The organism is Lentibacillus juripiscarius (genome assembly GCF_042685205.1).
GTDB classification, from domain to species: Bacteria; Bacillota; Bacilli; order Bacillales; family Amphibacillaceae; genus Lentibacillus; species Lentibacillus juripiscarius.
Map to the genome: position 1 here is coordinate 112,173 of NZ_JBHUNA010000038.1, position 26,575 is coordinate 138,747.

General features: G+C 43.8%; 19 protein-coding genes. 8 read left to right on the forward strand and 11 right to left on the reverse strand.

Annotated elements, in window-relative coordinates; all coding sequences use genetic code 11:
- Window positions 1-7: 7 nt before the first annotated feature.
- Genes ACFSUO_RS14720 through nikB form a run of 3 tightly spaced genes read right to left on the reverse strand, consistent with a single transcriptional unit; the run spans window position 8 to window position 3,428 of the window.
- Window positions 8-1,552 (reverse strand): glutathione ABC transporter substrate-binding protein, encoded by a 1,545-nt coding sequence (locus tag ACFSUO_RS14720; RefSeq protein WP_382395421.1) that lies wholly within the window; start codon window positions 1,550-1,552, stop codon window positions 8-10.
- A 20-nt stretch (window positions 1,553-1,572) separates the two neighbouring features.
- Complete coding sequence (locus ACFSUO_RS14725) at window positions 1,573-2,469, reverse strand: ABC transporter permease (RefSeq protein ID WP_382395423.1); 897 nt, start codon at window positions 2,467-2,469, stop codon at window positions 1,573-1,575.
- Between the two features lie 20 nt (window positions 2,470-2,489).
- Entirely contained in the window at window positions 2,490-3,428 is a 939-nt protein-coding gene (gene nikB, locus ACFSUO_RS14730; RefSeq protein ID WP_382395425.1) for a nickel ABC transporter permease, read from the reverse strand.
- Window positions 3,429-3,646: 218 nt separating this feature from the next.
- Between nikB and ACFSUO_RS14735 the strand changes: the two genes are divergently transcribed.
- Window positions 3,647-4,096: an Lrp/AsnC family transcriptional regulator gene (locus ACFSUO_RS14735; protein ID WP_382395427.1), complete on the forward strand. Its 450-nt coding sequence runs from the start codon at window positions 3,647-3,649 to the stop codon at window positions 4,094-4,096.
- A 320-nt stretch (window positions 4,097-4,416) separates the two neighbouring features.
- On the opposite strand, the gene ACFSUO_RS14740 is transcribed toward ACFSUO_RS14735, so the two are convergent.
- The gene (locus tag ACFSUO_RS14740; protein WP_382395429.1) at window positions 4,417-5,094 is read right to left on the reverse strand and encodes an HAD family hydrolase; all 678 of its coding nucleotides are present in this window, start codon (window positions 5,092-5,094) and stop codon (window positions 4,417-4,419) included.
- Window positions 5,095-5,204: 110 nt separating this feature from the next.
- Window positions 5,205-5,897, reverse strand: coding sequence for a copper homeostasis protein CutC (locus ACFSUO_RS14745; protein WP_382395431.1), 693 nt, complete (start codon window positions 5,895-5,897; stop codon window positions 5,205-5,207).
- A 294-nt stretch (window positions 5,898-6,191) separates the two neighbouring features.
- Between ACFSUO_RS14745 and ACFSUO_RS14750 the strand changes: the two genes are divergently transcribed.
- The 4 genes from ACFSUO_RS14750 to ACFSUO_RS14765 all read left to right on the forward strand — a co-directional run bounded on the left by ACFSUO_RS14750 (window position 6,192) and on the right by ACFSUO_RS14765 (window position 11,975).
- On the forward strand, window positions 6,192-7,040 hold the full coding sequence (locus ACFSUO_RS14750; RefSeq protein ID WP_382395433.1) for a metallophosphoesterase: 849 nt from the start codon (window positions 6,192-6,194) through the stop codon (window positions 7,038-7,040).
- A 309-nt stretch (window positions 7,041-7,349) separates the two neighbouring features.
- Window positions 7,350-8,630 (forward strand): S8 family peptidase, encoded by a 1,281-nt coding sequence (locus tag ACFSUO_RS14755; protein WP_382395435.1) that lies wholly within the window; start codon window positions 7,350-7,352, stop codon window positions 8,628-8,630.
- Window positions 8,631-9,263: 633 nt separating this feature from the next.
- Window positions 9,264-10,787: an AbgT family transporter gene (locus ACFSUO_RS14760; protein ID WP_382395437.1), complete on the forward strand. Its 1,524-nt coding sequence runs from the start codon at window positions 9,264-9,266 to the stop codon at window positions 10,785-10,787.
- Between the two features lie 21 nt (window positions 10,788-10,808).
- Window positions 10,809-11,975: a M20 metallopeptidase family protein gene (locus ACFSUO_RS14765; protein WP_382395439.1), complete on the forward strand. Its 1,167-nt coding sequence runs from the start codon at window positions 10,809-10,811 to the stop codon at window positions 11,973-11,975.
- Between the two features lie 354 nt (window positions 11,976-12,329).
- Here the strand turns inward: ACFSUO_RS14765 and ACFSUO_RS14770 are convergent, their stop codons facing one another.
- The 5 genes from ACFSUO_RS14770 to ACFSUO_RS14790 all read right to left on the reverse strand — a co-directional run bounded on the left by ACFSUO_RS14770 (window position 12,330) and on the right by ACFSUO_RS14790 (window position 18,780).
- Window positions 12,330-14,291: a hydantoinase B/oxoprolinase family protein gene (locus ACFSUO_RS14770; RefSeq protein WP_382395441.1), complete on the reverse strand. Its 1,962-nt coding sequence runs from the start codon at window positions 14,289-14,291 to the stop codon at window positions 12,330-12,332.
- A 9-nt stretch (window positions 14,292-14,300) separates the two neighbouring features.
- Window positions 14,301-16,334, reverse strand: a complete 2,034-nt coding sequence (locus tag ACFSUO_RS14775; protein ID WP_382395443.1) for a hydantoinase/oxoprolinase family protein — start codon at window positions 16,332-16,334, stop codon at window positions 14,301-14,303.
- Between the two features lie 199 nt (window positions 16,335-16,533).
- On the reverse strand, window positions 16,534-17,805 hold the full coding sequence (locus ACFSUO_RS14780) for a SulP family inorganic anion transporter (protein ID WP_382395445.1): 1,272 nt from the start codon (window positions 17,803-17,805) through the stop codon (window positions 16,534-16,536).
- A 390-nt stretch (window positions 17,806-18,195) separates the two neighbouring features.
- Entirely contained in the window at window positions 18,196-18,492 is a 297-nt protein-coding gene (locus ACFSUO_RS14785) for a hypothetical protein (RefSeq protein WP_382395447.1), read from the reverse strand.
- Between the two features lie 132 nt (window positions 18,493-18,624).
- Window positions 18,625-18,780 (reverse strand): IS1096 element passenger TnpR family protein, encoded by a 156-nt coding sequence (locus tag ACFSUO_RS14790; RefSeq protein ID WP_382395449.1) that lies wholly within the window; start codon window positions 18,778-18,780, stop codon window positions 18,625-18,627.
- Between the two features lie 305 nt (window positions 18,781-19,085).
- On the opposite strand from ACFSUO_RS14790, the gene ACFSUO_RS14795 reads away from it, so the two are divergent.
- From ACFSUO_RS14795 to ACFSUO_RS14805, 3 genes are all read left to right on the forward strand, one after another.
- The gene (locus ACFSUO_RS14795) at window positions 19,086-21,113 is read left to right on the forward strand and encodes a DEAD/DEAH box helicase (protein ID WP_382395451.1); all 2,028 of its coding nucleotides are present in this window, start codon (window positions 19,086-19,088) and stop codon (window positions 21,111-21,113) included.
- Between the two features lie 18 nt (window positions 21,114-21,131).
- A complete protein-coding gene (locus tag ACFSUO_RS14800) occupies window positions 21,132-22,085 on the forward strand; it encodes a hypothetical protein (RefSeq protein ID WP_382395453.1) in 954 nt (317 codons plus the stop codon).
- A 648-nt stretch (window positions 22,086-22,733) separates the two neighbouring features.
- On the forward strand, window positions 22,734-23,621 hold the full coding sequence (locus ACFSUO_RS14805; protein ID WP_382395455.1) for a fructose bisphosphate aldolase: 888 nt from the start codon (window positions 22,734-22,736) through the stop codon (window positions 23,619-23,621).
- A 397-nt stretch (window positions 23,622-24,018) separates the two neighbouring features.
- On the opposite strand, the gene ACFSUO_RS14810 is transcribed toward ACFSUO_RS14805, so the two are convergent.
- Window positions 24,019-26,070 carry an LTA synthase family protein gene (locus ACFSUO_RS14810; protein ID WP_382395471.1) on the reverse strand — a complete coding sequence of 684 codons (2,052 nt, stop codon included), beginning with the start codon at window positions 26,068-26,070 and terminating at the stop codon, window positions 24,019-24,021.
- Window positions 26,071-26,575 lie beyond the last annotated feature (505 nt).

Genomic DNA, 26,575 nt, shown 5'->3' on the forward strand with positions numbered 1-26,575 from the left:
TCAACACCTACTCCCTTGTTACCGGATATAGAGACCACATACCGGTTGGATCAACAACGAGCCCTTCAACCGATTTATCATAAGCTAACGTCACCATGCCATGCTGCATTACGACCCATGGTGCATCCTTCATAGCGAGTACATTTGCTTCATGCAGCTTCTCTTTTCTTGCTTCCTGATCCACAGAAGTTCGGGATTCCTCTACCAGCTTATCAAATTCACTATTGCTGTAACGGGAATAGTTAGATGCCCCGATATTATCAGAATGAAGATTTGGATAGAGCAACTCACTTCCATCAGCAGTACTATTGGCCCAGCCAAGGAAAGTCATCTCGTAATCTCCCTGTCTGGCAGTGTCCAAAAAGCTCGCCCATTCCATCGTTTCTATCGATACATTTAACCCTATCTCCGTTAATTGCGATTCAACAATTTCAGCCATTTTCATATAATTGTCCCGATTGGCTGAAAAAAGCGTTATTTCCTGACCATCGTACCCATTTTCCTGAATGATCTGTTTTGCTTTTTCCGGATCGTATTCATAAGCTGAAGATGTTGCTTCTTCATTGTATCCAAATACTTTCGGGCCGATGATACTTTCGTTGTGGACGCCAATGCCGTTAAGCTGGGACACATATGCTTCCTGATTTATCCCGTAAGCGACAGCCTTTCTAAACTCCAGTTCATTGAAAGGTTCCTTCTCCATATTGAACCCTAAATAAGAAACCCTTGTACCTTCTGATTTTTGGACCTCCACATTACCAATTGACTCGACACGGCCTAAATGATCGGATGGTATCGCGTCAATGAATTGAACCTCACCTGTTTCGAGCATAGAAATAGCTGTAGACACTTCCGGCACTACTTTATAAGTAACGGTTTCAATCTCAGCAGGCTCTCTCCAATAATCTTCATTTTTCGTCAAGGTAATATGATCGCCTTCCACCCATTCTTCAAAAACGAATGGACCAGTTCCAACCGGTTCTTTGTTTATATCCCCTTCCTTATCCGCTGTCGGGCTTACAATCGCCGCATTGGTATGACTAAGTGCTGCTAACATAGGCCCATAAGGTTCTTTTGTTTTCAGTACAACTGTATATTCATCTTTAACTTCAATAGATTCAACCGGGTCAAGCAATGATGCACGTGGAGCAGCTCTATCCGGATCTTTCATCTGGTCAAATGTATATTTTACTGCTTCTGCATTAAATGGTGTCCCGTCATGGAATGTAATACCTTCTTTCAATTTAATGACCCATGTATTTTCATCAGGTGTCTCGTATGATTCGGCCAGCAATGGTTCAGGCTCAAGTGTTTCCGGGTTTTGAGTAAACAATGTTTCATAAACCTGATAGGTAACATTGGACGATACGGAATCATTCGTATCAATTGGCGACAGACCCGCCGCATCCGACGTAGTGGCGTACGTTATCTCGGACGGTGCATCACTTCCCCCGTCACTCTTACCACTGCTTCCCTCACTGTTGCAGCCGGCCATCACAAGTATTCCTGTAATGAAAAGTAATACCAGTCCGACAAATTTTATTCTCTTCATTTCATATTCCCCTCTCCATATTACGTATTTAAATCCATATTAGGATCCAAGGCATCCCTTAACCCATCACCGACTACATTAAAAGCAAAAACGGTCAGCATAATCGCTACTCCGGGAATGATTGCTAGATGTGGTGCTTCCCACATGAAATCCTGTCCCGCCGCTATCATGGCACCCCACTCTGGTGTTGGCGGCTGTGCTCCCAAACCAAGATAACTTAAAGCAGAAGTGGACAAAATTGCAGTCGCCATCCGCATGGTCCCATATACGATTAGAGGAGCAGTACAGTTCGGGAGTATATGTTTAAATAGGATCCTCCAATCACTCGCCCCTACAGATTTCATAGCGAGTATATATTCTTGCTTTTTAATGGATAAAACACTTCCTCGAACAATTCTTGCACAGCCCGGAATAGACCAGATACTAATCGCGATAACGACATTTATAAGACTTGTCCCAAGCATGGCAATAATCAGCATAGCTAATAAAATGCCAGGAAAAGCAAACAGTAAGTCCACAATTCGCATAATAATTCCGTCGAGTTGCCGATAATATCCGGCTAATAGACCAAGTATAATACCACCAATTAAACCAATTCCTACTGAACATATGCCAACCAGCAACGATATACTTGCACCATTCACGATCCTTGACCACATATCACGGCCGTAATTATCCGTGCCCAGAAAGTGACCTTCCGAACCTACTCCTAACTTCGTGCTTTGCAAATGTTGCTCATTAGGCCCGTAGCTGGAAAGGACTGGTGCAAATATTGCCGCAATTACAATTAAAAAAATAATAACCAAACCCACCGCTGCCAGTTTATTTTTGATGACACTTTTAACCGTTTTAATAAATCGGTTCTCACTGGACTTCTTTCTAGCCTTTTGTTTATCATCCGCAACTGTTGCAGACATGTAATCCCCCCCTTTTTCACTTAATAACCAATCCGTGGATCAATTAGCGCGTAAATAATATCCACAATCAAGTTAACAACGACAAACACCGCCGCCACCAACAAGACTGTTCCTTGTACAATCGGAAAATCACGTGCTGCAATCGCATCAATCATTAATCGGCCAACACCATTTATCGCAAACACCTGCTCCGTTATGATTGTGCCTCCAAGCAGCGTTCCAAAGTTAATCCCAATGACGGTCACAACCGGAATCATGGCATTTTTCAGTGCATGAATCCAGATAAGAGGTCTTTTCCTGACGCCTTTTGCCTTAGCAGTACGAATATAATCTGATCGAACAACTTCAAGCATGGACGATCTTGTCATTCTGGCAATTAAAGCCGCTGAAGCTGTACCCAGTGTAATGGACGGCAAAATTAATTCCTTTAATCCCTCTAACGTATAAAAAGGAGCATTCAGCCCTCCTACAGGCAATAGTTGCAGATTTACTGCAAAAACCAGAATCAGCATAGCTCCCAGCCAGAAGTTAGGGATTGAGACACCAGCTAATGCAAACGTTGTGCTTGTCACATCAATCCAGGAATTTTGTTTTCTTGCGGAAATGATTCCTGCAATAACGCCAATGATTATCGCAACCAGTGTACTGGATGCGGCTAACTTCACTGTAGTCGGGAATCTAGTAAGAATTGCCTCTGTCACTGCTTGTCCAGTTTGATAAGAGTAACCGAAATCACCTTGCAAAATGCCACCAAGATAATCGAAATATTGCACTAATACCGGACGGTCAAGCCCTAATTCTTCCCGGATAGCCTCTAAATCGGAGGATGTAGCATTTGGCCCGCCGATTATAGTAGCCGGATCCCCTGGAGCAAAATGCATGCTCATAAATACCAAAAACGAGATACCGAGCAAAAGCAAAAGTAATTGGAAGAAACGCCGGATTATTAAACTAATCATTTTCTCACCTCCGTATGGAAAATTTTCATATAATTCATTATAATTTAAAGATGATTTTACTTGTGAATTGTGGCAATGTCAATATAAATTTAAACAATTGTAAAAAATATTTCTGAATTCGCTTACACATATAAAGGTTTTTGGTAAAATTAGTTTCACAAGTAAAAAGTATGATATAATATTTTAAATATTAAGTAACCTAATTGTGGAGGAATAATATGGATATTGATGAAATAGATAAAAAATTGTTAGAAGAGCTAGTCGAGGATGGCAGGTTATCGTACGTTGAACTGTCCAAAAAGGTAGACATTTCACGTGTTGCTGTAAAGGAAAGGATAAAAAATCTGAAAGAGAAGGGAGTCATTGAAAAGTTTACAGTAATTATTAACTCAGAAAAGGCAGGAAAAACCGTGTCTGCATTTTTTGAGGTGGATGTTGAGCCATATCATTTTCAAGAGATTGCACAAAACCTGGCCGATCATCCAAATGTCGCCAGTATCTATCAGATGACTGGACCAAGCACCTTACATATGCACGTATTGGTCGACAACTTCTTAATGTTGGAAGACTTTATTAATGGTGAATTATATTCAGTAAAGGGGATTACAAGAGTAGAGAGCAGTGTTATCCTAAAACGCTTCAAAAGCAGGACAGGTTATAAACTATAGTTTCGTAGTGTATATCTGTTAAGGTATGTGACGCGGGGACAGGCGCCTTGTTTCAGTCCTCTGGCCCGTAAAGTGAGACTTCATTCAGTGGGGGTTCCCTCCCCCACTGAGTATTAGTTGACGAATCGGGAATTTACGACGCCCGGGACGTACTAGTGCAGGCGTTGCGACAGAACAAGGAAAGCTGCGACAGCAAAGCATCTTCGTGAGAAAAAATGCTTTCCTTTTTCGAGGACGTCGCGTTATTATCGGCCGGGCTGTTTATCCCCCACCTTCACGTATGGCTTGTCCAAGTTTAGAAGCGGATGTATTACAGCCCATTAAACAAACAAAGGCCAATTATACTTTTCCGCAATCTCTTTCATCCCCTGATCCGGATTAACAACAATAGGATATGTTACAAACTGAAACAGCGGGATATCGCTTTCACTATCGGCATAAGCCCAGACTTCAGTCGCCTCTTCGTCCGTCAGTTTCCCGGTCTGCTTCTCATATTTCATCCATTCCTGCACTTTTTTCACCTTTTCATTCCCGTTAATAATCGGACCAACTTTTCCTGTGCACTTGCCTTTTTGGTTGAACTGCAATTCCGTACTGATCACATGCACATCTAGCGCCAATTCTTTTGTAAAAGCTTTTAAAAATGGGTGCAGTGCACCGGACAAAACAATAATTTTATTTCCTTGGCGTTCATGTTCGCGGATTTTATGTATCAAGTCATGATGGGCATCCTGCTTGCCCAACGCCACCAACTTCTGGAAAAAATCATCTAACTCGCTGCTAGTTTTCCCTTTAAATGACTTGGCGAACGCTTTGAAAAATTCCAGCCGAAACGCATTCTTCCCTTTCAACATGCCTATGGCCGCTGCCTTTACGATGCCAGTGGCAACCACTGCCCACTGCTTCAGACCAAACTCCTTGTTCGCCGTCTGAAACATCAACTTAAACGAATTTCCCTGATAAAGGGTACCATCAAAATCAACCGTTACAACTCCCATTTGTTTCACCTCCGCATTCATTGTAAGCTAGACAGGAAGAGGTGCAAAGGCATACCCCTATCCTCTAATGGAAATTTTTACACGCGATAAAAGTGATTCAATCCCCGCCCTCAATTTCGAATGACGTTCTTTATATGCAGCATCGTTTCACTGTCAAAATTGTTAGAGAAACTTTCATTTACCCGAACAGCTTTTCCAAAATGATATTGTTCAGCAGCCAGCTTGTGATGAATATCTGCAATTGTCGCGGCATCAAGTCCTCCTCCCGGCATGATGCGCGGCCCACCGATATCCTTCTCCATTTCCGCCAGCATTTGAAGATGTTTCATACCAGCCATACAATCTTTTTTTCCGCCGGATGTGAGGATCCGCTTAATGTTCTTTTTATATTTTGCCAAAGTCTGGTAAGCATCTTTTAGCGATGGAACCTCGTCAAAAGCCTTATGAAACGTGATATCCAGCTGCGGAAACCTAGTAATAATAGCTTCCAGAGCGGTTTCATTAATGGTACTATCACGATTTAACGCGCCAAAGACAATCCGTTCCCCGCCCATGTCGATTAACGCCTCGATATCTTTCCAAATAATATCCAAATCACCCTTGGAATAGCAAAAATGAAAACTGTGCGGACGTATCATGACCTGAACCGGAATAGTTACATGCTCTAGAACTTGTTGGATGGTACCGTAACTGGGGGTCAATCCCCCTTCCGCAATTGCGGATACAAGTTCCACCCGATCCGCGCCTAATTTCTCTGCCTGTTTTGCTTCTTCGCCATTTTGAACAATCACTTCCAGTGTCATATGAATCTCCAATCTCTAGGTAATTTATTTCGCTGCAGGTTAGCGTATAGAACTGTTCGTTTTGCCATAGCATTGTTTCTCCCCTTTTTCCGATGTATGCCTGCTTACACTATTCAATATAACATAATTGAAGGGAGCGGGACGCGGGGACAGGCTCCTTGTCCCGGTCAGATGCGAAACCGGCAGGCTGAGCAGCCCGAACATCAAACCTCCTTCGCCATCATTGAACACGGTCATGCAAACGTGCTACACTTAAGCTCCTATTACTTTCGCCCCTGATGGGATGGTGTGTACATGAAAAAATTATGGGTTGGTATCGCCGCCTTAATCACAGTCATTATTGGTGTATTAGGCAAAGTGTATCGTGACACATATATATTCAAACAAGAGAAAGTGGCATTTCATAGCGGCAAATTGCCAAAAAACGCTACTTTTACCATTATGCAGATCAGTGACCTGCATAATCGCGTGTTTGGTTCCGACAACAGCCGTCTGGTTCGCATGGTGACAGCTGCGAATGCCGATATCATCGTGCTGACAGGTGACCTTATTGACCGGAAAACGAAATCTTTTGAGCATGTCTTTTCCCTTGTCGAACAACTGACGGCCATTCATCCGCATGTTTATTTTGTCACTGGTAATCACGAATGGGGCAATCCCGCCACCAGCATCTTTTTGCACGGCCTGCGCGAGCGGAATGTAACTATCATGGACAACCGGAACGTCCAATTCACAAAAAATGGCATCAGCGTAAACCTGGTCGGTGTTGCCGACGCGTCCGCCGAATTCGAGAATCTCGATGAGGCATTCCGCCAGATGAACACCGACCACTATACAGTTCTTCTGTCACACACGCCGAGCATCACCGAAATATATGAACAGATACCGGCCGATTTGATCCTGAGCGGGCATACACACGGAGGCCAGGTGCGCTTCCCGCTGATCGGTGCCCTCGTATCACCGGACCGGGGATTATTCCCGAAACTGGACAAAGGCACGTATCAGCTCGGCGCCGGCCTGTACCTTTATATCGATAGCGGCCTCGGCACAACCAGACTTCCCATCCGCTTCCTCAATCAAAGTCAACTAAGCCTAATAACAATTACCGGAACGCGCGAGCGAGTTTCCTCTCCCAGGGCCTGACAGGATGCGGGGACAGGCTCCTTGTCCCGGCTCATAAGGCCACCAGGAATGGGTTCCTCGCCCCAGTTTTTGAGCCCGCCGGTACAACCCCCTTCCCATAGGTAGGTTCCTTATCCTATCCTGCTGTGCGTCAGGGCCGGCCGTCAGCTATACCGTCCAGCTTTGGCACCGGGACAGTGAACCTGTCCCCATGTCCGGACACATCCATGTCCAGCATTTGCCTTTTTTCGTTTCTTCTGCATCATTCGCTCATTCTCTTTTCTGATGATTTACGTATTTTAACGTAGATTACAGAAAGGAGAATAGAGTATGTTAAATTTATCCATGATTGAGCTGATTCGTCGTAAGGGACGAAAGTTTGACAAGGAACTGAAGCGCCAGATGGTACATTTTTATCGGCCATTTCGCTTTGTTCCCTGTTTTTTGCATCGTCCACTGGAAAGCATTAGAAAAAGAAGAAAGAAGCTGCCCGTTATCATCAATTTCCACAATGATTCCTATGACTTTGGTTTAAACGATGTAAAGAAAGCCAAATGCCGCGGACTGAGAGAGTTTCCTTCCATATCCTCCTGTTCGGCTAAACTATCTGTTAAAAATATGGAAAAGTTAGCTGACAAATGCAGCCACATCAACAAAATCTACCACGACAGAAAAGTTACGGCCCTGCTTGATACGGCCACTCCATCAATAAACGCTGATCAATTACACGAAAATGGACTAACTGGAAAAGACGCAACGATTGCAGTCGTTGACACCGGGGTGCACCCGCATGACGACTTAAAAGGACGGATTACTGGATTTAAAGATTTCGTTAACAACAAAAAGGACGCCTATGATGATAATGGACATGGTACCCATTGTGCTGGTGATGCGGCTGGTGACGGTGCATCATCTGATGGAAAATATAAAGCACCAGCTCCCGATGCTAATGTAGTAGGTGTAAAAGTACTGAATAAAATGGGGGCCGGTTCGCTGTCGACAGTGATTGAAGGGGTTGAATGGTGTATCCAAAACAAAGCAGCACATGCGATTAACATTCTTTCCCTGTCCCTTGGCACAAACGCGACGGAATCAGCGGAGGACGATCCGGTGGTTAAAGCTGTGGAAGCCGCATGGGACAATGGTCTCGTTGTTTGCGTGGCGGCTGGTAATTCAGGGCCTGAGGAACAAACAATTGGAAGCCCTGGTATTAGTCCAAAAATCATAACAGTTGGTGCTGCCGACGACCAAGATACCACTGACCGCTCTGACGATACTATTGCCGATTTTTCCAGCCGCGGACCAACGATTGATGGCGTAACAAAACCCGATTTAGTGACCCCCGGCACCAATATCATTTCATTGCGCGCACCAGGTTCTTATATCGACCGTACCAATAAAATGGCACGCGTCGGTGAGAATTACTTTTCATTATCCGGCACCTCCATGGCCACACCAATATGTGCCGGAGCAGCAGCACAACTGCTTCAAAATGACCAAAGCCTCACCCCCGACCAAGTGAAAGAACGCCTAAAGAATGCAAGTGAAGATTTAGGACAACCACCCAACGTGCAAGGAAGTGGCTACCTGGATACGACAAAATTAGTATAAAAACTCGGGGCCCGGTCCCACGTCCCAGCCTCAGAACTGGGATGCGGGAACGGGTTCCTTGTCCTGGTTGTCTGTTATCGCGCGAGTTTGGCCCGGGCTCGCGCGAGTTTTTCGGTTTTCGCGCGACTTTCCGCCCGGTTCGAGCGACTTTTTGATTTTCGCGCGACTTTCGGCCTGGCTCGCGCGAGTTTTTCGGTTTTCGCGCGAGTTTCCGCCCGGTTCGCGCGAGTTTTTCGGTTTTCGCGCGACTTTCCGCCCGGTTCACGCGAGTTGGGGTTGATTGGGCGCTCTTCCTATGATGAGTGACCTTTTTGTGCTTTTTAGATCATTGTTCCGGTACTCTTTGCCCCGATAAGTGACCTTTTAACGCTTCCCGTACATTCTTCAGGCACTCATCGCCCTGACGAGTGACCCTTCATCCCCAATCGAATACCACTCCTCCTCCATCCGGGCCGAATAATACATTACCTGCCACTTAATCGCCCCCACTTCACAAGCTCATTCAAACTGGGACAATAAGCCTGTCCCCACGTCCCAAAATTTTCTCTAGATTTTGTTTTTACCATCTGTTATAATTTAACACATTAAAGTGGTAAATAGATAAACTGGAAAAGTGACAACGGAGGGGTTGACTTGAAAAGCGGGGAGAAAAAAGGGTTTGTTAATCGATTCTTGAATACTATTGAGAAAGCCGGGAATAGGCTTCCGGATCCGATTGTTCTGTTCATTATACTGATGGGGATTATTCTGGCGGGGTCTTTTATTGCGGGAAGCCTTGGCCTGAAAGCAAAAAATCCGGCTACTGGTGAGGTCATTGAGGCGGTTAACCTTCTATCCGGCGAGGGGCTGGTCAAAATTCTGACCGAAAGTATCAGCAATTTCAGCTCGTTTCCGCCGCTTGGAATGGTCCTGGTTGTTATGATCGGCATAGGCATCGCGGAAAAATCTGGCTATTTTGAAACCGCGATGAAACGTGTGATTGAAGTAGCACCACAAAAGGTCATTCTGCCTGTCATTATTTTTGTCGGCATTATCGGCAATGTTGCCGGGGACGCGGGCCCTGTCATCCTTCCACCCATTGCCGCAATGGTCATGTGGAAACTTGGCTACCATCCTTTTTCCGGGCTGATCATGGCCTATGCAGCAACGGTTGGTGCATTTTCGGCAAATATTCTTTTAGGCATGGCCGATGCTTTGGCAGCAGGCTTCACGGAGTCCGGAGCCCAGCTTATTGATCCGGATTATACGGCCAACATCGCGATGAACTACTATTTTATTGCCGCATCAGCGATTTTACTCATGTTTATCATCTATTTTGTTACCAAAAAGGTGACGATCCCAAGACTGGGTACTTATCAGGGTGCGTGGATGGACAACGAGCCATTGGACGAGACGAAAGTAAAAGCATTGCGCTGGGCCAATATTTCAGCGCTCGTCACAGCAGGCTTTTTCCTGGTTTTAGTCATTCCGGAAAATGGTCTGCTGCGCAATCCGGAAACCAATTCCATTTTGAATGAATCGCCTTTTATGGATTCGATTGTATTTATCATTACGATTCTATTTTTTGTCCCAGGTCTCGTCTACGGGCTGCGCGCAAAAACCATCAAGTCCAGCAAAGATTTCGGTGGCATGCTCTCGGATGCCATGAGCACGATGGGCAGCTATATTGTTCTTGTATTTTTTGCTGCACAGATGCTCGCCTATTTTGAATGGAGCAATCTCGGCCCCATTTTAGCGATTAAAGGTGCCAATTTTCTGCAGGCAATGGATGTATCCGGTATCCCTTTAATTATCGGTTTTATTTTATTGGCCGGATTAATCAACCTGCTTATCGGAAGTGCATCCGCCAAATGGGCGATTCTTGCACCGGTTTTTGTCCCGATGTTCATGTTCATGGGCTATGACCCGGCATTTACCCAAATGCTGTACCGTATCGGGGATTCTTTTTCCAATCCGATTACGCCGGTGCTCCCATATTTGCCATTGCTGCTGGCATTCGCGAAAAAATACGACGAAAATGTTAAACTAGGGACATTAATATCAAATCTATTACCCTATTCCATCGTCCTTTTTGTTGTTTGGACCTTATTTATCATTGTGTGGTTTGTACTCGGACTGCCGCTGGGACCAGGGGGACCAATTTACCTATCAAACTAACATGTTAAAGGAGCGAAAGAAATGACGATCCAAAACCAAATTGAAGCAGTTATGAACGACGTCTATCAATGGCGCCGCACGATGCACCAAAATCCGGAGCTTTCCTTCCAAGAGTACTGGACAAGCGATTATATTGCAGGCGAACTGGCAAAAATGGACAGCATCGAAATCAGCAGGCCAACCGAGACAAGTGTGCTCGGCATTATTAAAGGAACGCAGCCCGGCAAAAAAATCGGGCTCCGCGCTGATATTGACGCGCTGCCGATTACAGAAGAACGGGACGACATTCCGTTTAAGTCAAAAAATGACGGCATCATGCACGCATGTGGCCACGACGGGCACGCCGCCATTCTACTCGGCGCTGCAAAAGTACTTGCCGCCAATCAGGACGCCCTTGCCGGCGAAATATACCTTATTTTTCAGCATGCGGAGGAAAAACCTCCCGGTGGTGCCAGTGAACTCGTGGCAACCGGGCTGTTCGATGATCTCGACTTCATCTACGGTCAGCACCTGTTCACCCCTATTCCAACCGGAAAAATCGGCATCAAAAATGGTCCCATTATGGCCAACGCCGATGAGTTCGACTTGACCATTAAAGGTCGGGGCGGACATGCCTCTCAGCCCGAAAATTCGATTGATCCGGTCGTTGTCGGTACGCAAATCATCAATCAGCTGCAGACGATTGTTTCCAGAGTCACATCGCCATTGGATCCGGTCGTCATCTCAACGACAAAATTTCATGCCGGCACCATTAATAATATCATTCCGGACACTGCCACACTGGGAGGAAGCGTCCGGACCGTGACCGATGAAACCCGGCAGCTTATCAAGGAAAAAATCGAACAAGCGGTCAAACGTGTCTGCGAATTTTATGAAGCGGATGCTGATATAGAATACACAACCGGGTATGCGGCCGTCCATAACGACGAAGCCTCAACCGACCAAGTACGGGACATTGCCACCGGTCTATTCGGCGACAGGGTATTCGAATATCCCCTGGCCATGGGCAGCGAGGACTTCGGAGCATTCTCCCAAGCCATCCCAAGCACCTACGCATTTATCGGTGCCAGAAATACTGAAAAACAAATGGACTACCCGCACCATCATCCAAAGTTCGCCATCGACGAAGACAGCTTCATCGACGGGGTTACCATGATGGTTAACGTCGCCTTTCAAATGAGCCAGTAATGTGCGTTCCGGGACCGCGGGAACAGGTTCCTTGTCCCGGTTGTGGATTGTCGCGCAGGTTCGGACTGGCTCGCGCGAGTTTTGGGCCGGTTCGCGTGACTTTAGGTTGCTCGCTCGATTTGACGATGCTTTCGCTCGATTTATCTCGGCCCTCGCTCGATTTGGCGCTCCTCTCGCTCAATTTGAGGATGCTCACCCGGCTCGTCCGATTTCAGTAGACATAGGCCAAAAAAAAGACGAAAAAGTGGACGCGATGAATCACGTCCACTTTTTTCTGGTAAATGGCTGTTCGATAAGCCATTGATCGTTCCTGATTTACGTTTCACACCCAGCCAACCTTTACAACCTGAAATTTTAACCCCAATAAGCAACAGAACGCTTGTGAAGCATATCACGAAATTGCTGCGTTGATTTTTCCAAAACGTCACCTGTAGTCAAATCAATAAGTACGCCATATTGACGAATTAAATCCAGTTGGTTGATTTCCCCTTTTTTAAACAATTCACCTACATAGTGCATATCTTCCTGAAGCCATAGCTCTCTGTTGGTGCCAATATACTGTCTCATCTCTTTTGTGGCAGCATCATCTATCGTATATTGATCCAGTTCCGCGCTCACCTCATTAATGACGACACCATAATCTTTTTTAGCGCGTTCGATAGAAACATAGCGATCGATGACATCTTGTAAGACTCTCCCTGGTTCACGGTCCAGCGGGTCACCTAGTCCGCCTCCTCCAGCTGAAGGCCGGGTAAATGAATCACCCTCTTTAATAGAAACGCCGGAGAAAAAGGCCCCCAAGAATTGCTCGTCATCTCCTTCTGGCTTCAGCCATGTTCCGTGCGGATAAGATGGCAATCCTCCAAAAAGCCCCCATGGAACAGAACGGGATCGGTCACAACAAACGGAGATAACGCTATCATCAACATTCGTTAATGTGCCACCTTTTTCGATGCCGCAGCCACCTCGGTATTTTCCAGGTCCACCTGAATCTGTAATAATTTCATGCTTCGAAGTCACAACCGGTGTTAATCGTTCTTGACCTTCACACGGCTGGACACTTAATCCGATACCAAATACCGGGGAAATGGCATTAGCTCCGTCTCGATCAATACGACCGCCATGTCCGCCTGCCATCCAGTCATACCACATAAAAAAGCTATCCTCTTTGCTCCTCTTATCCTGTCCCCCTATTAATAAATATTCCAGATTAAAGGAGCAGGCAAGCGCTCGTTCAGGTACAACATACGACCATAATTCAAAACATGCATTCATAATTTTTTCATAAGGTCCCGAACAGAAACCGGTTACAGCTACAGGCCACTTTGCATTGACCACTGTATCTTCTGGCAGATTAGCTTCAATGACACGATAGAAACCTGAATTTAATGGAATATCTGGGAAAAGTGTCTTCGTTCCAGCATATAACCCTGAAAAAGCTGCACCAAAGGAGGAATTCAAAAAACAGCCGATAGCAGCGTGTGTCCCATCAAGGTCATAATAAATCTGGTCTCCCTCAATTGTCATTTTAACATTTATTGGAATCAAGCCGTCTCCCAGTTCCGGGTCCATATCAATATAATCGACCGTTTCCCACGTACCATCAGGGAGATCTCGCAGTTTAACCCTTGCAAGCTGCTCGACATAATCCTGCACTTCATCAAAAGCAGTTAAAACTGTATCTACTCCATATTTTCCGACGAGTCTCAGAAGTTCCTGTTCCGATACTTTGGTTGCCTCAGCCTGTGCCCGCAAATCGCCAAGACGCTCCTCAGGCACACGCATATTAGAGACCAGCAAATTTGCAACATCGTCTAAATACTCGCCCTTATGCCAAATTCGCGTTGGCGGAATACGCACGCCTTCTCCATAATGATCCTTAGAACTGACATCAAACGACCCGGGAACAGTACCTCCCATATCTGCCCAATGACCACACGACTGCATAATCGCAATCATCTTTCCATTATAAAATACAGGACGCAAGACACGAACATCATTAAAATGCGTACCACCGCGATACGGATCATTGATCAAAAACACATCACCAGGGTGTATATCATCTTTGAAATCTTCAAGCACTGCTTTTGCGGTAAAATGCAATGTTCCAACGTGGACCGCAATATCTTGTGTCCCCTGCATAATTGTATTACCTTCTGCGTCACACAAAGCATTGCTAAAATCACGATTATAAATGACAAACGAATAACAAGTCCTTAAGATCTGTTCAGCCATTTGGTCAACCAAATTGGAAAAACCATTCTTCAAAACTTCAAAAGTCACTGGATCGAGTTTACTCTCAAACGTTTTTTCCAAAGAATCACCTCATTTCATTAGAGAAATAATAATATTTTTATATTCGTCAATAGAAGCCTGGAATTCAGGAGGAATAACAACCGTTGAATCCAGCTGTTCAATGATCGCAGGACCATTAATCTTAGAATCAACTGGCATATCCACACGATTATAGATTGGCGTCTGTACAAAACCATCTGTTTCCTCAAAGTAGACGTCCCTATGTTCTTTTAAAGCATCTTCTAATGTTCCCTCTGCCTGTTCTTTAGGCAGTTGAGGCTTTGATACAGTTCCAACGGCTTCCACTCTTAAACCATAGACCTCCACACCTTTTTCAGGATCGGAAAACGCATAGGCCCGTTCATGCTCCTGGTGAAATTTTTCAACTGCTTTGTCCAAAGAATCCAGTGGCCGGCTGACAGCTACCTCCAATGATCGCCACTGGCCACTATAGCGCATTTCTAAATGGCGGATAAGCGTCATATTTTTAGGGGGTATTTTTTCTTTTTCTAATAGTCCAATAGCTTCTTCTTCCATTTGCTTATATTTTTCTTCAAGTTCCTCTTCTTTTATATCCTCCAGGTTGGCAACGTAGGTCTGTGTAATATCATGGCGGACATCCACAAGTAAACAGCCGAGTGCTGCGGAAACTCCCGGATGCGTCGGAACAATCACATTTGGAATTTCTAATTCTTTGGCAAGATAAGCACTTTGCAGGGCACCAGCGCCTCCAAATGCCACTAACGCAAAATCTCTCGGGTCATAACCTTTTTGAACGGATATCAAACGCAAAGCATCGGACATATTTGCATTCGCTACTTTCAATATGGCATTGGCCGCTTCATATTCATTAAAGTCAAATGTCTCGCAGATAGATTGAACAGCTTTCACAGCAGCTTTTCTGTCCAATGACATTTGCCCACCCAATAATTGATCATTTAACCGGCCTAATATAAGATTGGCATCCGTGTTCGTTGGCTCCTCAGCGCCCAGGCCATAACAAGCTGGACCTGGCTGTGCTCCTGCACTCTCAGGACCACTGCGCAACGAGCCTCCTTCATCGATATAAGCTAAGCTTCCTCCACCTGCACCAATTGTCCGCACCTCTACGCTAGGGAAACCAATCGGATAGCCATACTCAATATACCAATCTTTCGTTACCGGGAGATCACCTTCATACATGAGTGATATATCACAGCTTGTCCCGCCCATATCCAAACCGATTGCATTATTAAATCCGCATAGCTGGGCGATATGCTTACTGGCAATGGCCCCTGCTGCAATACCCGAACTGGCAACCCTTGCAGATAGACGCGGAACCATTTCCGAAGTCATCACACCGCCACCGGAATGAAGCACCAAAATATCATCCTTGTAGCCTTTTTCGTCCATATGATTTTCTAATTCTCCCATATACTGGTTCATGATTGGGCCAAGAACCGCATTGATAATCGTGGTGCTCATCCGCTCATGTTCAAATATTTCCGGTAAAACTTGACTGGAAGCACACACATACACATCATCTAGTTCTTCTTCTAAAAGAGCTTTTACTTTCCCCTCATTTTCGCCATTGACATAGGCATTCATAAAACAAATGGCGACCGATTGGATTCCTTTTTGTTTTAACGTTTGCGCTAACGCTTTAACATCTTCCCCCTGCACTTCCCGAAGGACATTCCCTTCATAATCGACCCGTTCATCAATTTCAAAACGGTTTCTTCTTTCAATGTAAGGCGGGGCAACATCCTTGTACGCGTCCCACAAATCCAATTTCGTTCCCCTGCGAATTTCCGTTACATCCCTGAATCCCTTCGTCGCTATCAAAGCTGTCTTGGGCAATTTTCTTTCAATTAAAGCGTTAGTTCCAACGGTTGTCCCATGTGATAACAGGCTGATCTCATCACCTGGTATACCAGCAGCCTCAATACCATTCACAACCCCTCTTTCGGGATTTTCAGGCATGGAAGGTGTCTTCGCTACATCAATTTCGTTCGTCTGTTCGTTAAAAACAAATACATCGGTAAATGTGCCTCCAGCATCCACGGCTACACGATATCGGCCCACAATGATCCACTCCTTTTACATAATGTACTGCTTCAGCTAATCAACAATGATGTAAGAATAATAGGCACTTTATTAATCTCGAACTTAAAAGGGTTAAATGTGCTATAGTTCATTATATTAGCGAAATATTGGCGATATACATTTAAATTGAAGCGTTACCAAAGCATCTGTACACTCTCCTATCAAAAAGGACAATCCGTTATCCTGCAGAGATAATCTTTCCTCTTCTTCTCATTAAATTTATAAGTAAAGAGAGTGATAAACCAGTCAGCAGCCCAAGAAAGATATCAACTGTTAATGTTACAAGGAATGTAGTGAGAAATAGAACAGCCTCGGATGATAAATTTTTACAATAATGGAGAATCAGTTTGACATCTATAAGATTTGAAACAGCCATAATGATAATAGCAGCGAGTGAGGCTTCAGGTAGATAATAAAACAATGGTGTGATAAAAAATATAGCCAGCAGCATAAAGAGCGCTGTTACTAATAATGATAGATTGCTTTTTGCGCCGGACTGATGGTTTACGGCTGTTCTGGAAATCGCCCCAGCCACTGGGAAAGCCCCAACGATGGAACTTGTCATATTCGCAAAGCCTAAGCTGTATAGCTCGTGGTTTGGATTGAGCTGCTCGTTTTCTTTACTCGCCAGCACCCTTGTAATCGCATAAGACTCAGCAAATGAAATGAATGCAATCATAAAGGCAACTGGAAATAACGATAAGAAAATTTCAACCGATGGGATATGTAACGAAAAATCAGGCAGCTGACGTGGAATCTCCCCTACAATGTCCACACCATTTCTATAAAACTGAAAATAGTTCACAACGACTATGGATGTCACAATCACAATAAGCGGACCCGGTGAAGCTAAGAATCTTTTTTTAATGACGATCAACAGAATTAGACTTCCTATACCTATTCCAATCGTGTATAGATTCGCATTAGTTGCATGATGCATAAGCTTTGATACATAATCAACAATATTGGTATAACCTGATAGCGATATCCCCATCATCGATTTGATTTGATTTAACGCAATAATGATAGCAGCAGCTGATGTAAAGCCACTGATGACGGCTAGCGAGACAAAACTAAAAAATGTTCCGAATTTTATCAAACCCAAAAACAGCTGTATTCCTGCAACCATTAAAGCTAACATCACCATTAATTCTAAAAAATGATGTGAGTTTGGCTGAGCGATAGCCGAAACACCTGAAAATGACATAAGTGATACAATCGATACCGGCCCAACGGATAAGTAACTAGACCCGCCAATAAATGCATAAATAATTGGTGGAAAAGCTGCAGCAAACAAACCAGCCGTAATCGGCACCCCCGCAATCATCGCGTAAGCCATACTTTGAGGTACCAATAACATCGCAACAGTCAACCCCGCCGTCATATCACCAGTGAAATGAAGACGGTTGTAATGGACAAGCCGCATCAACCCAGGCATTCGATTAAGCATAACGTTAGGGGCCTCCTAAACAATTTAACCTATACTTGTACTATATTTATTTATTTCATTAATAGCGGCAGTATGATTACTCATGTGTGTTATTGAATCCATTGATTGCTCACACCTATTTAAATTAACCAGTCAGCCAATCCAGCCGCCCCATTTCAATCCCATTTAAGAAAGCTGGTTTATCCCAAGGCTTAGTTGACTTATGCAACATAACAGCTAAAAAATGGCCCACCGTTGTCCGAATTAGAGACGTGGTGGGTTCTATGCCTTTAGTGCGTATTCAAAAAAATGAGGAAAAATAAAAAGGATCAAGAATTTCGGGTTCACACTGATATCATATCTCTACTCCAATTCTTCAATTGGCGCAATTGACTCTTATCGTTGATGTCATTAGAACGGTAAGTCCTCATCCAAAATGTCATTCGTTTTTTCGAATTGCTTCTCTTTTTGTGGTGATATTGTCTTCCTATTACTATTGATCACCTTACCAAACTTTTCTTCATATAAGTCACGTACCCAAACCTTTACGGGTGCTTTCCATTGCTGATTTGGCGCAGGAATATTTTTTATTAGGCTTTTCGGTTTCATACCAAGCTCCTTCGCCATTTGTATATCATCCTGATTCAAGCGACAGCGTTTTTTAGCTTCAGCCCACGTATTATTATTGTTCTTACTCTTTTTTCCCATGTATTTCAACCCTTTCCAAATAAATCAAAATCCGTCTAGTTCTACCAACTATCCTTCACCATTAATCTTATCCCACTCTGTTTTCTTGTACTTAACAAATTTGAGCATATCATTAATAAAATCCGGATTGTACTACCTATACAGCTGCTCCTCTGCCCATTCTTTTATAAACACATGGTCCGGATCCATCTCGTCGTGATAAACCTCCAAAAAGTCATAATAACTGGGAAGCGCGCCCACATCTTCCGGCGATGCTGTTCCGGCTCCATCAATGCGTGGGGTAGCCATATCATTCGTACTCCACCTTAGAAGATTGGAACGGAAAGCGTCCGCCTGAAGTGGAAACCAAACGCAATAACCCAATTGTTCGTATTTTAAAGGTAGATATTAAATAATTTCTGGCGACCCCATTGACCCGATCAGTTTGCTAAGTATCGGATACACCTTTCAAATTCTCGTTATCCTTATGCATATCATAGCCAAAAATCCAGCTTCAGACAAAGAAAAGAGACAAGGAGCCTGTCCCCGTGTCCACGTCCCCAAATCCCGTCAATTTATGATAAAATAATAGTACTGAATTTTTTAAAAGGCTGGTGGGGCCATTGGAGCGGTATTTATTCAAACTGGACAGAGAATTGCTGGATTTGCAAGCAATGGAAATGGATGATGCGTTATGTACTTTCTTTCAGCAGATGAATATCGCTGAAGAGAAATTTGATATGGAAAATGACCGGGGACTCAGAAGGAAGTTTACCATTAATTGGGGTGAACGGTTACTTCAGGGAAGAGGTATTAAAGGTTTCTTTTCCAGCTATGATTCGGATTACTTATGGATCACCCTGACAGACGATCAGAAAATAAAAGTCGCTGCACAAGAAGAATTGGTAACCAGTAGTGAATTACATAACCAGGAACATGCGAAGACTGTACTTCACGATTTAACAAATTTTATCAAGCATGATGATGCGTGGTTCCAACTTTATCAGTCTGCGGAAAAATTCCAGTTGAATCCAAATGACAATGAGCTGCTTTGTCTGCCATATATACGTGAAATGGAGACGTTTGATTACCAGACTAGGACGGTTAAATCGGTGCTGAGCCACTTTAAAGGCCGTGTCATGCTCAGTGATGAAGTTGGTCTTGGAAAAACTGTCGAAGCCGGGATGGCCATGCTGGAATATATCATGCGTGGACTAGCAAGACGGATCTTGATTCTTGTGCCACCATCCCTTGTGCAGCAATGGGAAAATGAAATGAAACGAAAATTTAACCAAGACTTTGTACGGGCAGACGCTCCGGAATTTAAAAAAAAGGGGAACGCTGCCTGGGGTCACTACCAAAAAGTAATTGCGTCGATTGATACCGCAAAACGGAAAAATCACCGAAGTACCATCAGTGAACAATATTATGATTTAGTCATTGTCGATGAAGCCCATCACCTAAAAAATAGACGAACGCAAAAGTGGCAGTTTGTTAATAGTATTAATAAGAAATACATCTTTCTTTTGACGGCCACCCCGGTGCAAAATCATCTGGAGGAGTTATACAATCTCATTACACTGCTGAAGCCAGGCCAGTTAAGCACGTACAGTTACTTCCGGAAAAATTTTGTGGAGGGTAAAGAAGGGATTGAGGCAAAAAACGTGGACAAGCTGAAAAGCCTGCTTGCCGACGTGATGGTGCGCAACAAACGAAATAATGTGGATGTAACGTTCACGAAACGAACGGCCTACACCAGAACGGTCACTACTCCCCCCCGTGAAAAAGCGTTGTATGATCATTTGAGTACATTTATCCGCAACAACTACGAGCGACAGCATAGTGTGTTAAACCGTTTTCGATTAAAGAATCTGCAGGAGCAAATTGGCAGCACCATTAACGCAGTCACTCCATCTTTGGAGGGTCTTATGGCCAATGATAAATTAGAAGCATTTGACAAAAAGGCACTGCAGCGGTTTCTGGATGAAGCACGCGCGATTGCCGGAGATGATACAGCAGGACACGAGAAGGCAAAAGAAGTGGCCTCTATTTTAAAGGAATTTGACGGAAAAATGATCGTCTTCACGAAGTTTTCCTCCACCCAGCGTTATTTGAGTGATTTCCTGCTGGAGAGTGGTTTTAAAGTGGCTGAATTCCATGGAGGTTTACGCCGTAAGGACAAGGAAGAACAGGTTACGTATTTCCGCGAAAAGGCTGATGTGCTAGTCAGTACCGAAGTTGGCGGAGAAGGACGAAACCTGCAATTTTGCAATGGGATGATTAACTTTGACTTGCCCTGGAATCCGATGGCGATTGAACAGCGCATTGGCCGTATTCATCGGATTGGACAGAAGCAGAATGTTTTTGTCTATAATCTGGTGGCTGAAGATACAATCGAATATTACATTCTCGATTTGCTTGACCGCAAGATTAATATGTTTGAGCTGGTCGTCGGGGAGGTCGATGCCATTCTTGGTGATATGGAAGAAAAAGAAGACTTCTCTGAAATGATCATGAAAGCCTGGGTCGATGCGGAAAACAACAAGGATGTAGAAACAGAACTGGATGAAATCGGTGAAACCATGTTGCAAAATAAGCAAAAATTAATTAAGCAGCGAAACTTGGATGATACGTTATTTTAAGCGAGGTGAGCATACAGCATGCAATTGCAGCAATTTGTAACCGAAACAGTCGAAAACTTAGGTGGGATGGTCATGCCGGTGGAATATGCATTGTGCCATGTGCTCATCCCAGAAACCTACGCATCCTATTTTCAAAATAAAACAGAACACAAGCTTTCCTTTGATTTTGAAGTTGCCCAGGAAAATCCCGACTCCGAATTCGTCACCTTTGGAAGTTATGTACTGGAGCAATTGTTAGCCATTGTTCGTGACAAGGCAAAAACGACCATACGGTATGCTGCGATTGAACGGCTGGAACTCGGGAACCCGCAGAAAAAGATTAAAGCTTATTTACAAGACGAACAAGGCAAAATAATAATTGAAGCTGAGCAACCAATTTTTGGCGTCTGGGCCGTTTTTCAATACCATACCGCGTTTATAGCAGATGAGAAAACAGAAAACACAGATCGAGTTTGGATCAACATGCTGACAAATGATGTTGATTCTGTTATGAAACAAAAACAAAATCACATTATGTACCAGCAACAACCGTCATACTCCTATCCAATCCCTTTTAAACTTGATATGGATAAAGCACTCCAGAAAGCAACATCATATGTTAAGGAAAAAAGTGAACAACAGAAAGATAAACAAATCGATGATCGTCAGATTGCCAAGGATATCGAACGAATCAATCATTATTATGATGCACTTGTCACGGAAAATGATAAACGCGCAAACCGAAAAGGCCTGAGTGAAGCAAAACAACAGGAAATTCACGCTAAGACCGAAACAATCAAGCTTGAACGCGACAAACAGCTGGAAGAAATCTATAACAAAGCAAACGGGGAACTGGAAATTAATCTCGAAAACGCTATTCTTTATTTTGTCCCATTATTGGAATATACGGTAAGTCGTCAATACAGAGGAAATCAGGAACAGACGACACTCTATTATAATCCGATCACGAAGGATTTTTTCACAGGGACATAGGGCAGGGACATTAGGGACAGGCTCTTTGCCCCTGTCGCCCCCTGAACAACAGCAGACGGGATAGTTAGCGAAAGAGTGATTAGGGTAGCTTGTTTGTTCTTAGTAAGTATGTTGAATGTGCGCATAGTAAGTGGCTGCCCTCCATGGATGAAGCATAGTTGGCTGAAATTGACTGCTGGGAAAGCGTCATACGGCGCTTCACTTTAAACCACCCTTCTGCAAAAAGCCAGCACATTCGCGACATACTTTCTACCATACACAGTTTTACGACAAAATAACTAGGGTCTATTCGACTTTATTTCCCGGGAAATAACATCATTACCTGTTATTCGTTTTTTAATGGGGCGTTTCACCGACCCCTCATATTATAACGTGAAAAACTGATAGGAAAAGCCTTTCCCCGCACCCCATCAAATAACTATTGCACCTCTGGCAACACTCCACTTCCCACGCCAATATATGGAAGGAACTGGTGGGACAGTAAACCGGGGATCCCCGCGTCCCAAAACCTCAAAAAATGACTAATGACTGTATTAATGCTACAATGGATTCTGAATGATGTTTCTGCATTTTTATGTATAATTCTTTCTTAGCTGATAAAGAATCAAAGCTGATGAGAAAGCCGATACTATTTGAAAAGGAGTGGAAATGTTGAATCAACATCAATTGGAAAGAATCAAGAATGGAAATGGTTTTATTGCAGCGCTGGACCAGAGTGGGGGCAGCACGCCGAAAGCACTCGCTGGTTATGGCATTTCAGAAGATGAATATTCAACCAAGGACGAAATGTTCGATCTAGTGCACCAGATGCGCACGCGAATTATCACATCCCCTGCTTTTGATCCGAAGCACATTTTGGGTGCTATTCTTTTCGAACAAACAATGGACCGCGAGATTGAAGGGAAATATACAGCCGATTATCTTGCTGAAGAAAAAGACGTGGTGCCTTTCCTTAAAGTAGATAAAGGTCTGGATGAAGAATCAAATGGCGTACAGCTGATGAAACCAATCCCGGATTTGGATGATTTACTTAAACGTGCAAATGATCGCCATATTTTCGGTACAAAGATGCGTTCCGTGATTAAGGAAGCTAATTCAGAAGGCATCAAAGCTGTCGTCGATCAGCAATTCGAGATCGGTAAGCAAATTATTTCTGCTGGTCTCGTTCCGATCATTGAACCAGAAGTGGATATCAACAGCCCGGAAAAAGAAAAATGTGAAGAAATGCTAAAAGCGGAAATCCGCGAGCATTTGGATAAGCTGGATGAAAACGAACTCGTCATGCTGAAACTATCCATTCCAACCGTCGCAAACACGTATAAAGAATTAATCGAACATCCGAATGTTGTTCGTGTCGTTGCGCTTTCTGGCGGTTACTCCCGCGACGAAGCGAACGAACTGCTTAAGAAGAATGACAATCTTATCGCAAGCTTCTCCAGAGCGCTGACACAAGATCTGAACGTAAGCCAAACGGATGAAGAATTTAACACTTCTCTTCAAAAAGCAGTTGAATCCATTTACGAAGCGTCCGTTTAATACCATCGCCAGAAAAAATGTCTGGTTATCTATGTAATACGTAAATAGCAATCCCACAGGTCGCAGCTAGCACCTGTGGGATTTTTGGGTGCGGAGGCGGTTCCAGCGTCCCATGTATACCCCTTTAAAATCGGGACAATGGACTGTCCGAGACCACTGAACATTGGCGGTCAACTTGAAGAGGATAGCAGGGGGTACTATCCTCTCAAAAAGCCAATTTTTTATTTGTTTTTGCCAAGTCACTGGAAAAAGTGGGGATAATTCGTTATCCCCACTTTTTTCGTGGGAAATCAGCCGAAAAAAAGTCCTTTTTTCAGTAGTCTCAACCTGTCCTCGCATCCCGCAGCAATAAACCCTGCTTCTGTCCCCATTAGGGACTGGAAGCAGGGTTTTCGTTTTACGAGTTATTTTCTTGTTGTTCTGCCGTTTTGTCTTCTGTTTTCTCTTCCGCTTGTTCGTTCGGCTCGTCGGCACTTTCATTTTCGTCTGCTTTTTCTTCTTTATTTTCTTGCTTATCGTTACCGTTGCCAAAGTCTTCATCATAAGCTTTCCCGTAACGATAGTCACTGGCGTCTATCGGTTCCCAGTCCTCATAAGGCTCATAGAACCGCAGCAGGTCACCGTTCAGAACCTCATCATTCAGACTTAGTTCGTAGTGAACCTGTTCTTTTCGTTCCTTCATTTGTTCTGTCGGTTCTTCAATCACTTCTCCCGACGAATTATCATAAAACTTACCTTTAACGTAGCTGTATTCTTCCGTCATGAAGTCGCCATTACGGAACGGCACAAATTCTTTATGCTCTTTGGAGAACATATCCGAACCGAACTGAATAAAGTTCTTGGCGTCAATTCCCAGCAAATGCAGCATTGTTGGCATGACGTCCACCTGACCGGTAAATTCATGATTGATGCCCTGTCCATCAACTCCAGGCACACGAATCATATAAGGAACCCGCTGCAAATTCGCATTTTTCAATGGTGTGATTTCTTCGCCCAGAACCTCTTTCATCGCCCGATTATGATTTTCCGAGATACCGTAGTGGTCCCCGTAAATCATAATAACGGAGTCTTCATACAGTCCTTTTTCCTTCAAATCCTGGAAAAATTGCTTAAGTGATTCATCCAGATAACGGGCAGTCTGGAAATACCGGTCAACCGTTCCATCACCAGTCTCGGCAGCTTCAATTGATTCCTCACCCTCATCCAAAACAAATGGATAATGGTGCGTTAACGTCATCATGTGTGCGTAAAAAGGTCCTTCCTTCTCATCCAATGTTTCAATTAGCGGCATGGATTGTTTGAAGAATGGCTTATCCTTCAGACCATAATTAATCACATTTTCCCTGCTCATATCATAATAGGAGGAGTCATAAAACTTATCCACGCCTAGATATTTGTAAATTTGATTCCGGTTCCAGAATGATCCCTCATCTCCATGGAACACCGCACTTGTATAATCCTGTTTTTGACCCATGATAGCTGGCAGCGATTGATACGTGTTCGTTCCTTTTGTTACAAATGCAGCACCCTGTGGAGTACCGTACAGCGAATTGTCCAGCAGGAACTCCGCATCAGCCGTCTTTCCCTGCCCCGTCTGATGGAAGAAATTATCAAAATACGTGAAATTCTTGCTCTCATCATGAACAAGCGAATTCAGGAATGGTGTTACCTCTTCCCCATTTAGCTTAAAGTCAATCAGAAATGACTGAAAGGACTCCAAGTGAATCTTAATAATATTTTTGCCTTTTGCCTTACCGAAGAATTCAGCATTCGGTTCAGCGTATTTTTTATTCGTATAGTTTTCCACTTCGGTGATGTCTTCACTGGAAGCCATCGACCGTTTTGCACTGGCCTTCACTGTCTGCATCGTATTGAAAACGGCAAAGTTAGGCGCACCGAGATATTTAACAATATAGTTATTATCAAACACACGCTCTAGCAGCTGCGGGCGGTCCATCTCTGCCAACCCTAAATTGACCGTAAACACAATCACACCAGAAGCCAGTACAGCAAACGGCTTTCTCAGACTCAGGCGTGCCGGGGACCAATTCACTTTCCATTTTGCATACAGCACACCCAAAACAATAAGATCCAGCAAATAAAGAAAATCGTGCCACTCAGCCAATCCAAGAAAACTTTTGCCGATAGTGCCGGCATTATCCGTCTGCATCAGCGTTTGCACTGTAATAAAGTTGCCGAAATCGCGATAAAAAATAACGTTGGCATACATAAACAAGGTCAGCAGCGTATCAATAATCAATAGTGTGATACCGAATCGCTTCCCCTTAAAAAATAACGCAAATCCCAGCAAAACCAACCCCGAACTCAACGGATTGATAAACAGCAAAAAGTGCTGCAGTACATTGCTGACTCCTAAATCAAACTCCGAAATATATATAATATACGTCTTCATCCAAAACAGGATTAATGCAAGCAAGAAAAATCCCATCTTAGCAGACCATAACTTTTTAATTTTATCCACTATTATTCACCTCAACTAATTAACTTGCTTAATCTATCCTTCGATGTTTATCCCATATTCTATGCTGACTGTGCCTAATCCTCTTACTATTAAGCAATGAAACTTTTAATAACAATACAACTAAACCAAACACTATTGTACACCCATAACGCAAATATGTTAAGACCCAATTTTAAGGAAGCAAATGGGACGTGGGGACAGGCTGACAGGCTCCTTGTCCCAGTTCACGAGATATGGGGACGGGTTCTGTGTCCCAGGTTCAACTGGCATGAAAATGGGACGATGGACCCATCCTCTTCCAATCGAACACCAACAAAAAAGTGCCACGCAGGACACTTTTTCTTTTCCAGAAACGATTGTAGCAGTAAACGAATCTCACAATTACATTCGACAAAAATCGGGAAGTGACAGCGTATAATGCAAAATAAGTCAAGCACCGTTTTTATTTAAAAATGGGTAACTTTAACTTAGC

What these genes read in the sequence shown, in the direction of transcription:
- ACFSUO_RS14720 (WP_382395421.1), bottom strand. Translation starts at nt 1,552, where the DNA reads ATGAAGAGAATAAAATTTGTCGGACTGGTATTACTTTTCATTACAGGA.
- ACFSUO_RS14725 (WP_382395423.1), bottom strand. Translation starts at nt 2,469, where the DNA reads ATGTCTGCAACAGTTGCGGATGATAAACAAAAGGCTAGAAAGAAGTCC.
- nikB (WP_382395425.1), bottom strand. Translation starts at nt 3,428, where the DNA reads ATGATTAGTTTAATAATCCGGCGTTTCTTCCAATTACTTTTGCTTTTG.
- ACFSUO_RS14735 (WP_382395427.1), top strand. Translation starts at nt 3,647, where the DNA reads ATGGATATTGATGAAATAGATAAAAAATTGTTAGAAGAGCTAGTCGAG.
- ACFSUO_RS14740 (WP_382395429.1), bottom strand. Translation starts at nt 5,094, where the DNA reads ATGGGAGTTGTAACGGTTGATTTTGATGGTACCCTTTATCAGGGAAAT.
- ACFSUO_RS14745 (WP_382395431.1), bottom strand. Translation starts at nt 5,897, where the DNA reads ATGACACTGGAAGTGATTGTTCAAAATGGCGAAGAAGCAAAACAGGCA.
- ACFSUO_RS14750 (WP_382395433.1), top strand. Translation starts at nt 6,192, where the DNA reads ATGAAAAAATTATGGGTTGGTATCGCCGCCTTAATCACAGTCATTATT.
- ACFSUO_RS14755 (WP_382395435.1), top strand. Translation starts at nt 7,350, where the DNA reads ATGTTAAATTTATCCATGATTGAGCTGATTCGTCGTAAGGGACGAAAG.
- ACFSUO_RS14765 (WP_382395439.1), top strand. Translation starts at nt 10,809, where the DNA reads ATGACGATCCAAAACCAAATTGAAGCAGTTATGAACGACGTCTATCAA.
- ACFSUO_RS14780 (WP_382395445.1), bottom strand. Translation starts at nt 17,805, where the DNA reads ATGCTTAATCGAATGCCTGGGTTGATGCGGCTTGTCCATTACAACCGT.
- ACFSUO_RS14785 (WP_382395447.1), bottom strand. Translation starts at nt 18,492, where the DNA reads ATGGGAAAAAAGAGTAAGAACAATAATAATACGTGGGCTGAAGCTAAA.
- ACFSUO_RS14790 (WP_382395449.1), bottom strand. Translation starts at nt 18,780, where the DNA reads ATGGCTACCCCACGCATTGATGGAGCCGGAACAGCATCGCCGGAAGAT.
- ACFSUO_RS14800 (WP_382395453.1), top strand. Translation starts at nt 21,132, where the DNA reads ATGCAATTGCAGCAATTTGTAACCGAAACAGTCGAAAACTTAGGTGGG.
- ACFSUO_RS14805 (WP_382395455.1), top strand. Translation starts at nt 22,734, where the DNA reads ATGTTGAATCAACATCAATTGGAAAGAATCAAGAATGGAAATGGTTTT.
- ACFSUO_RS14810 (WP_382395471.1), bottom strand. Translation starts at nt 26,070, where the DNA reads ATGGGATTTTTCTTGCTTGCATTAATCCTGTTTTGGATGAAGACGTAT.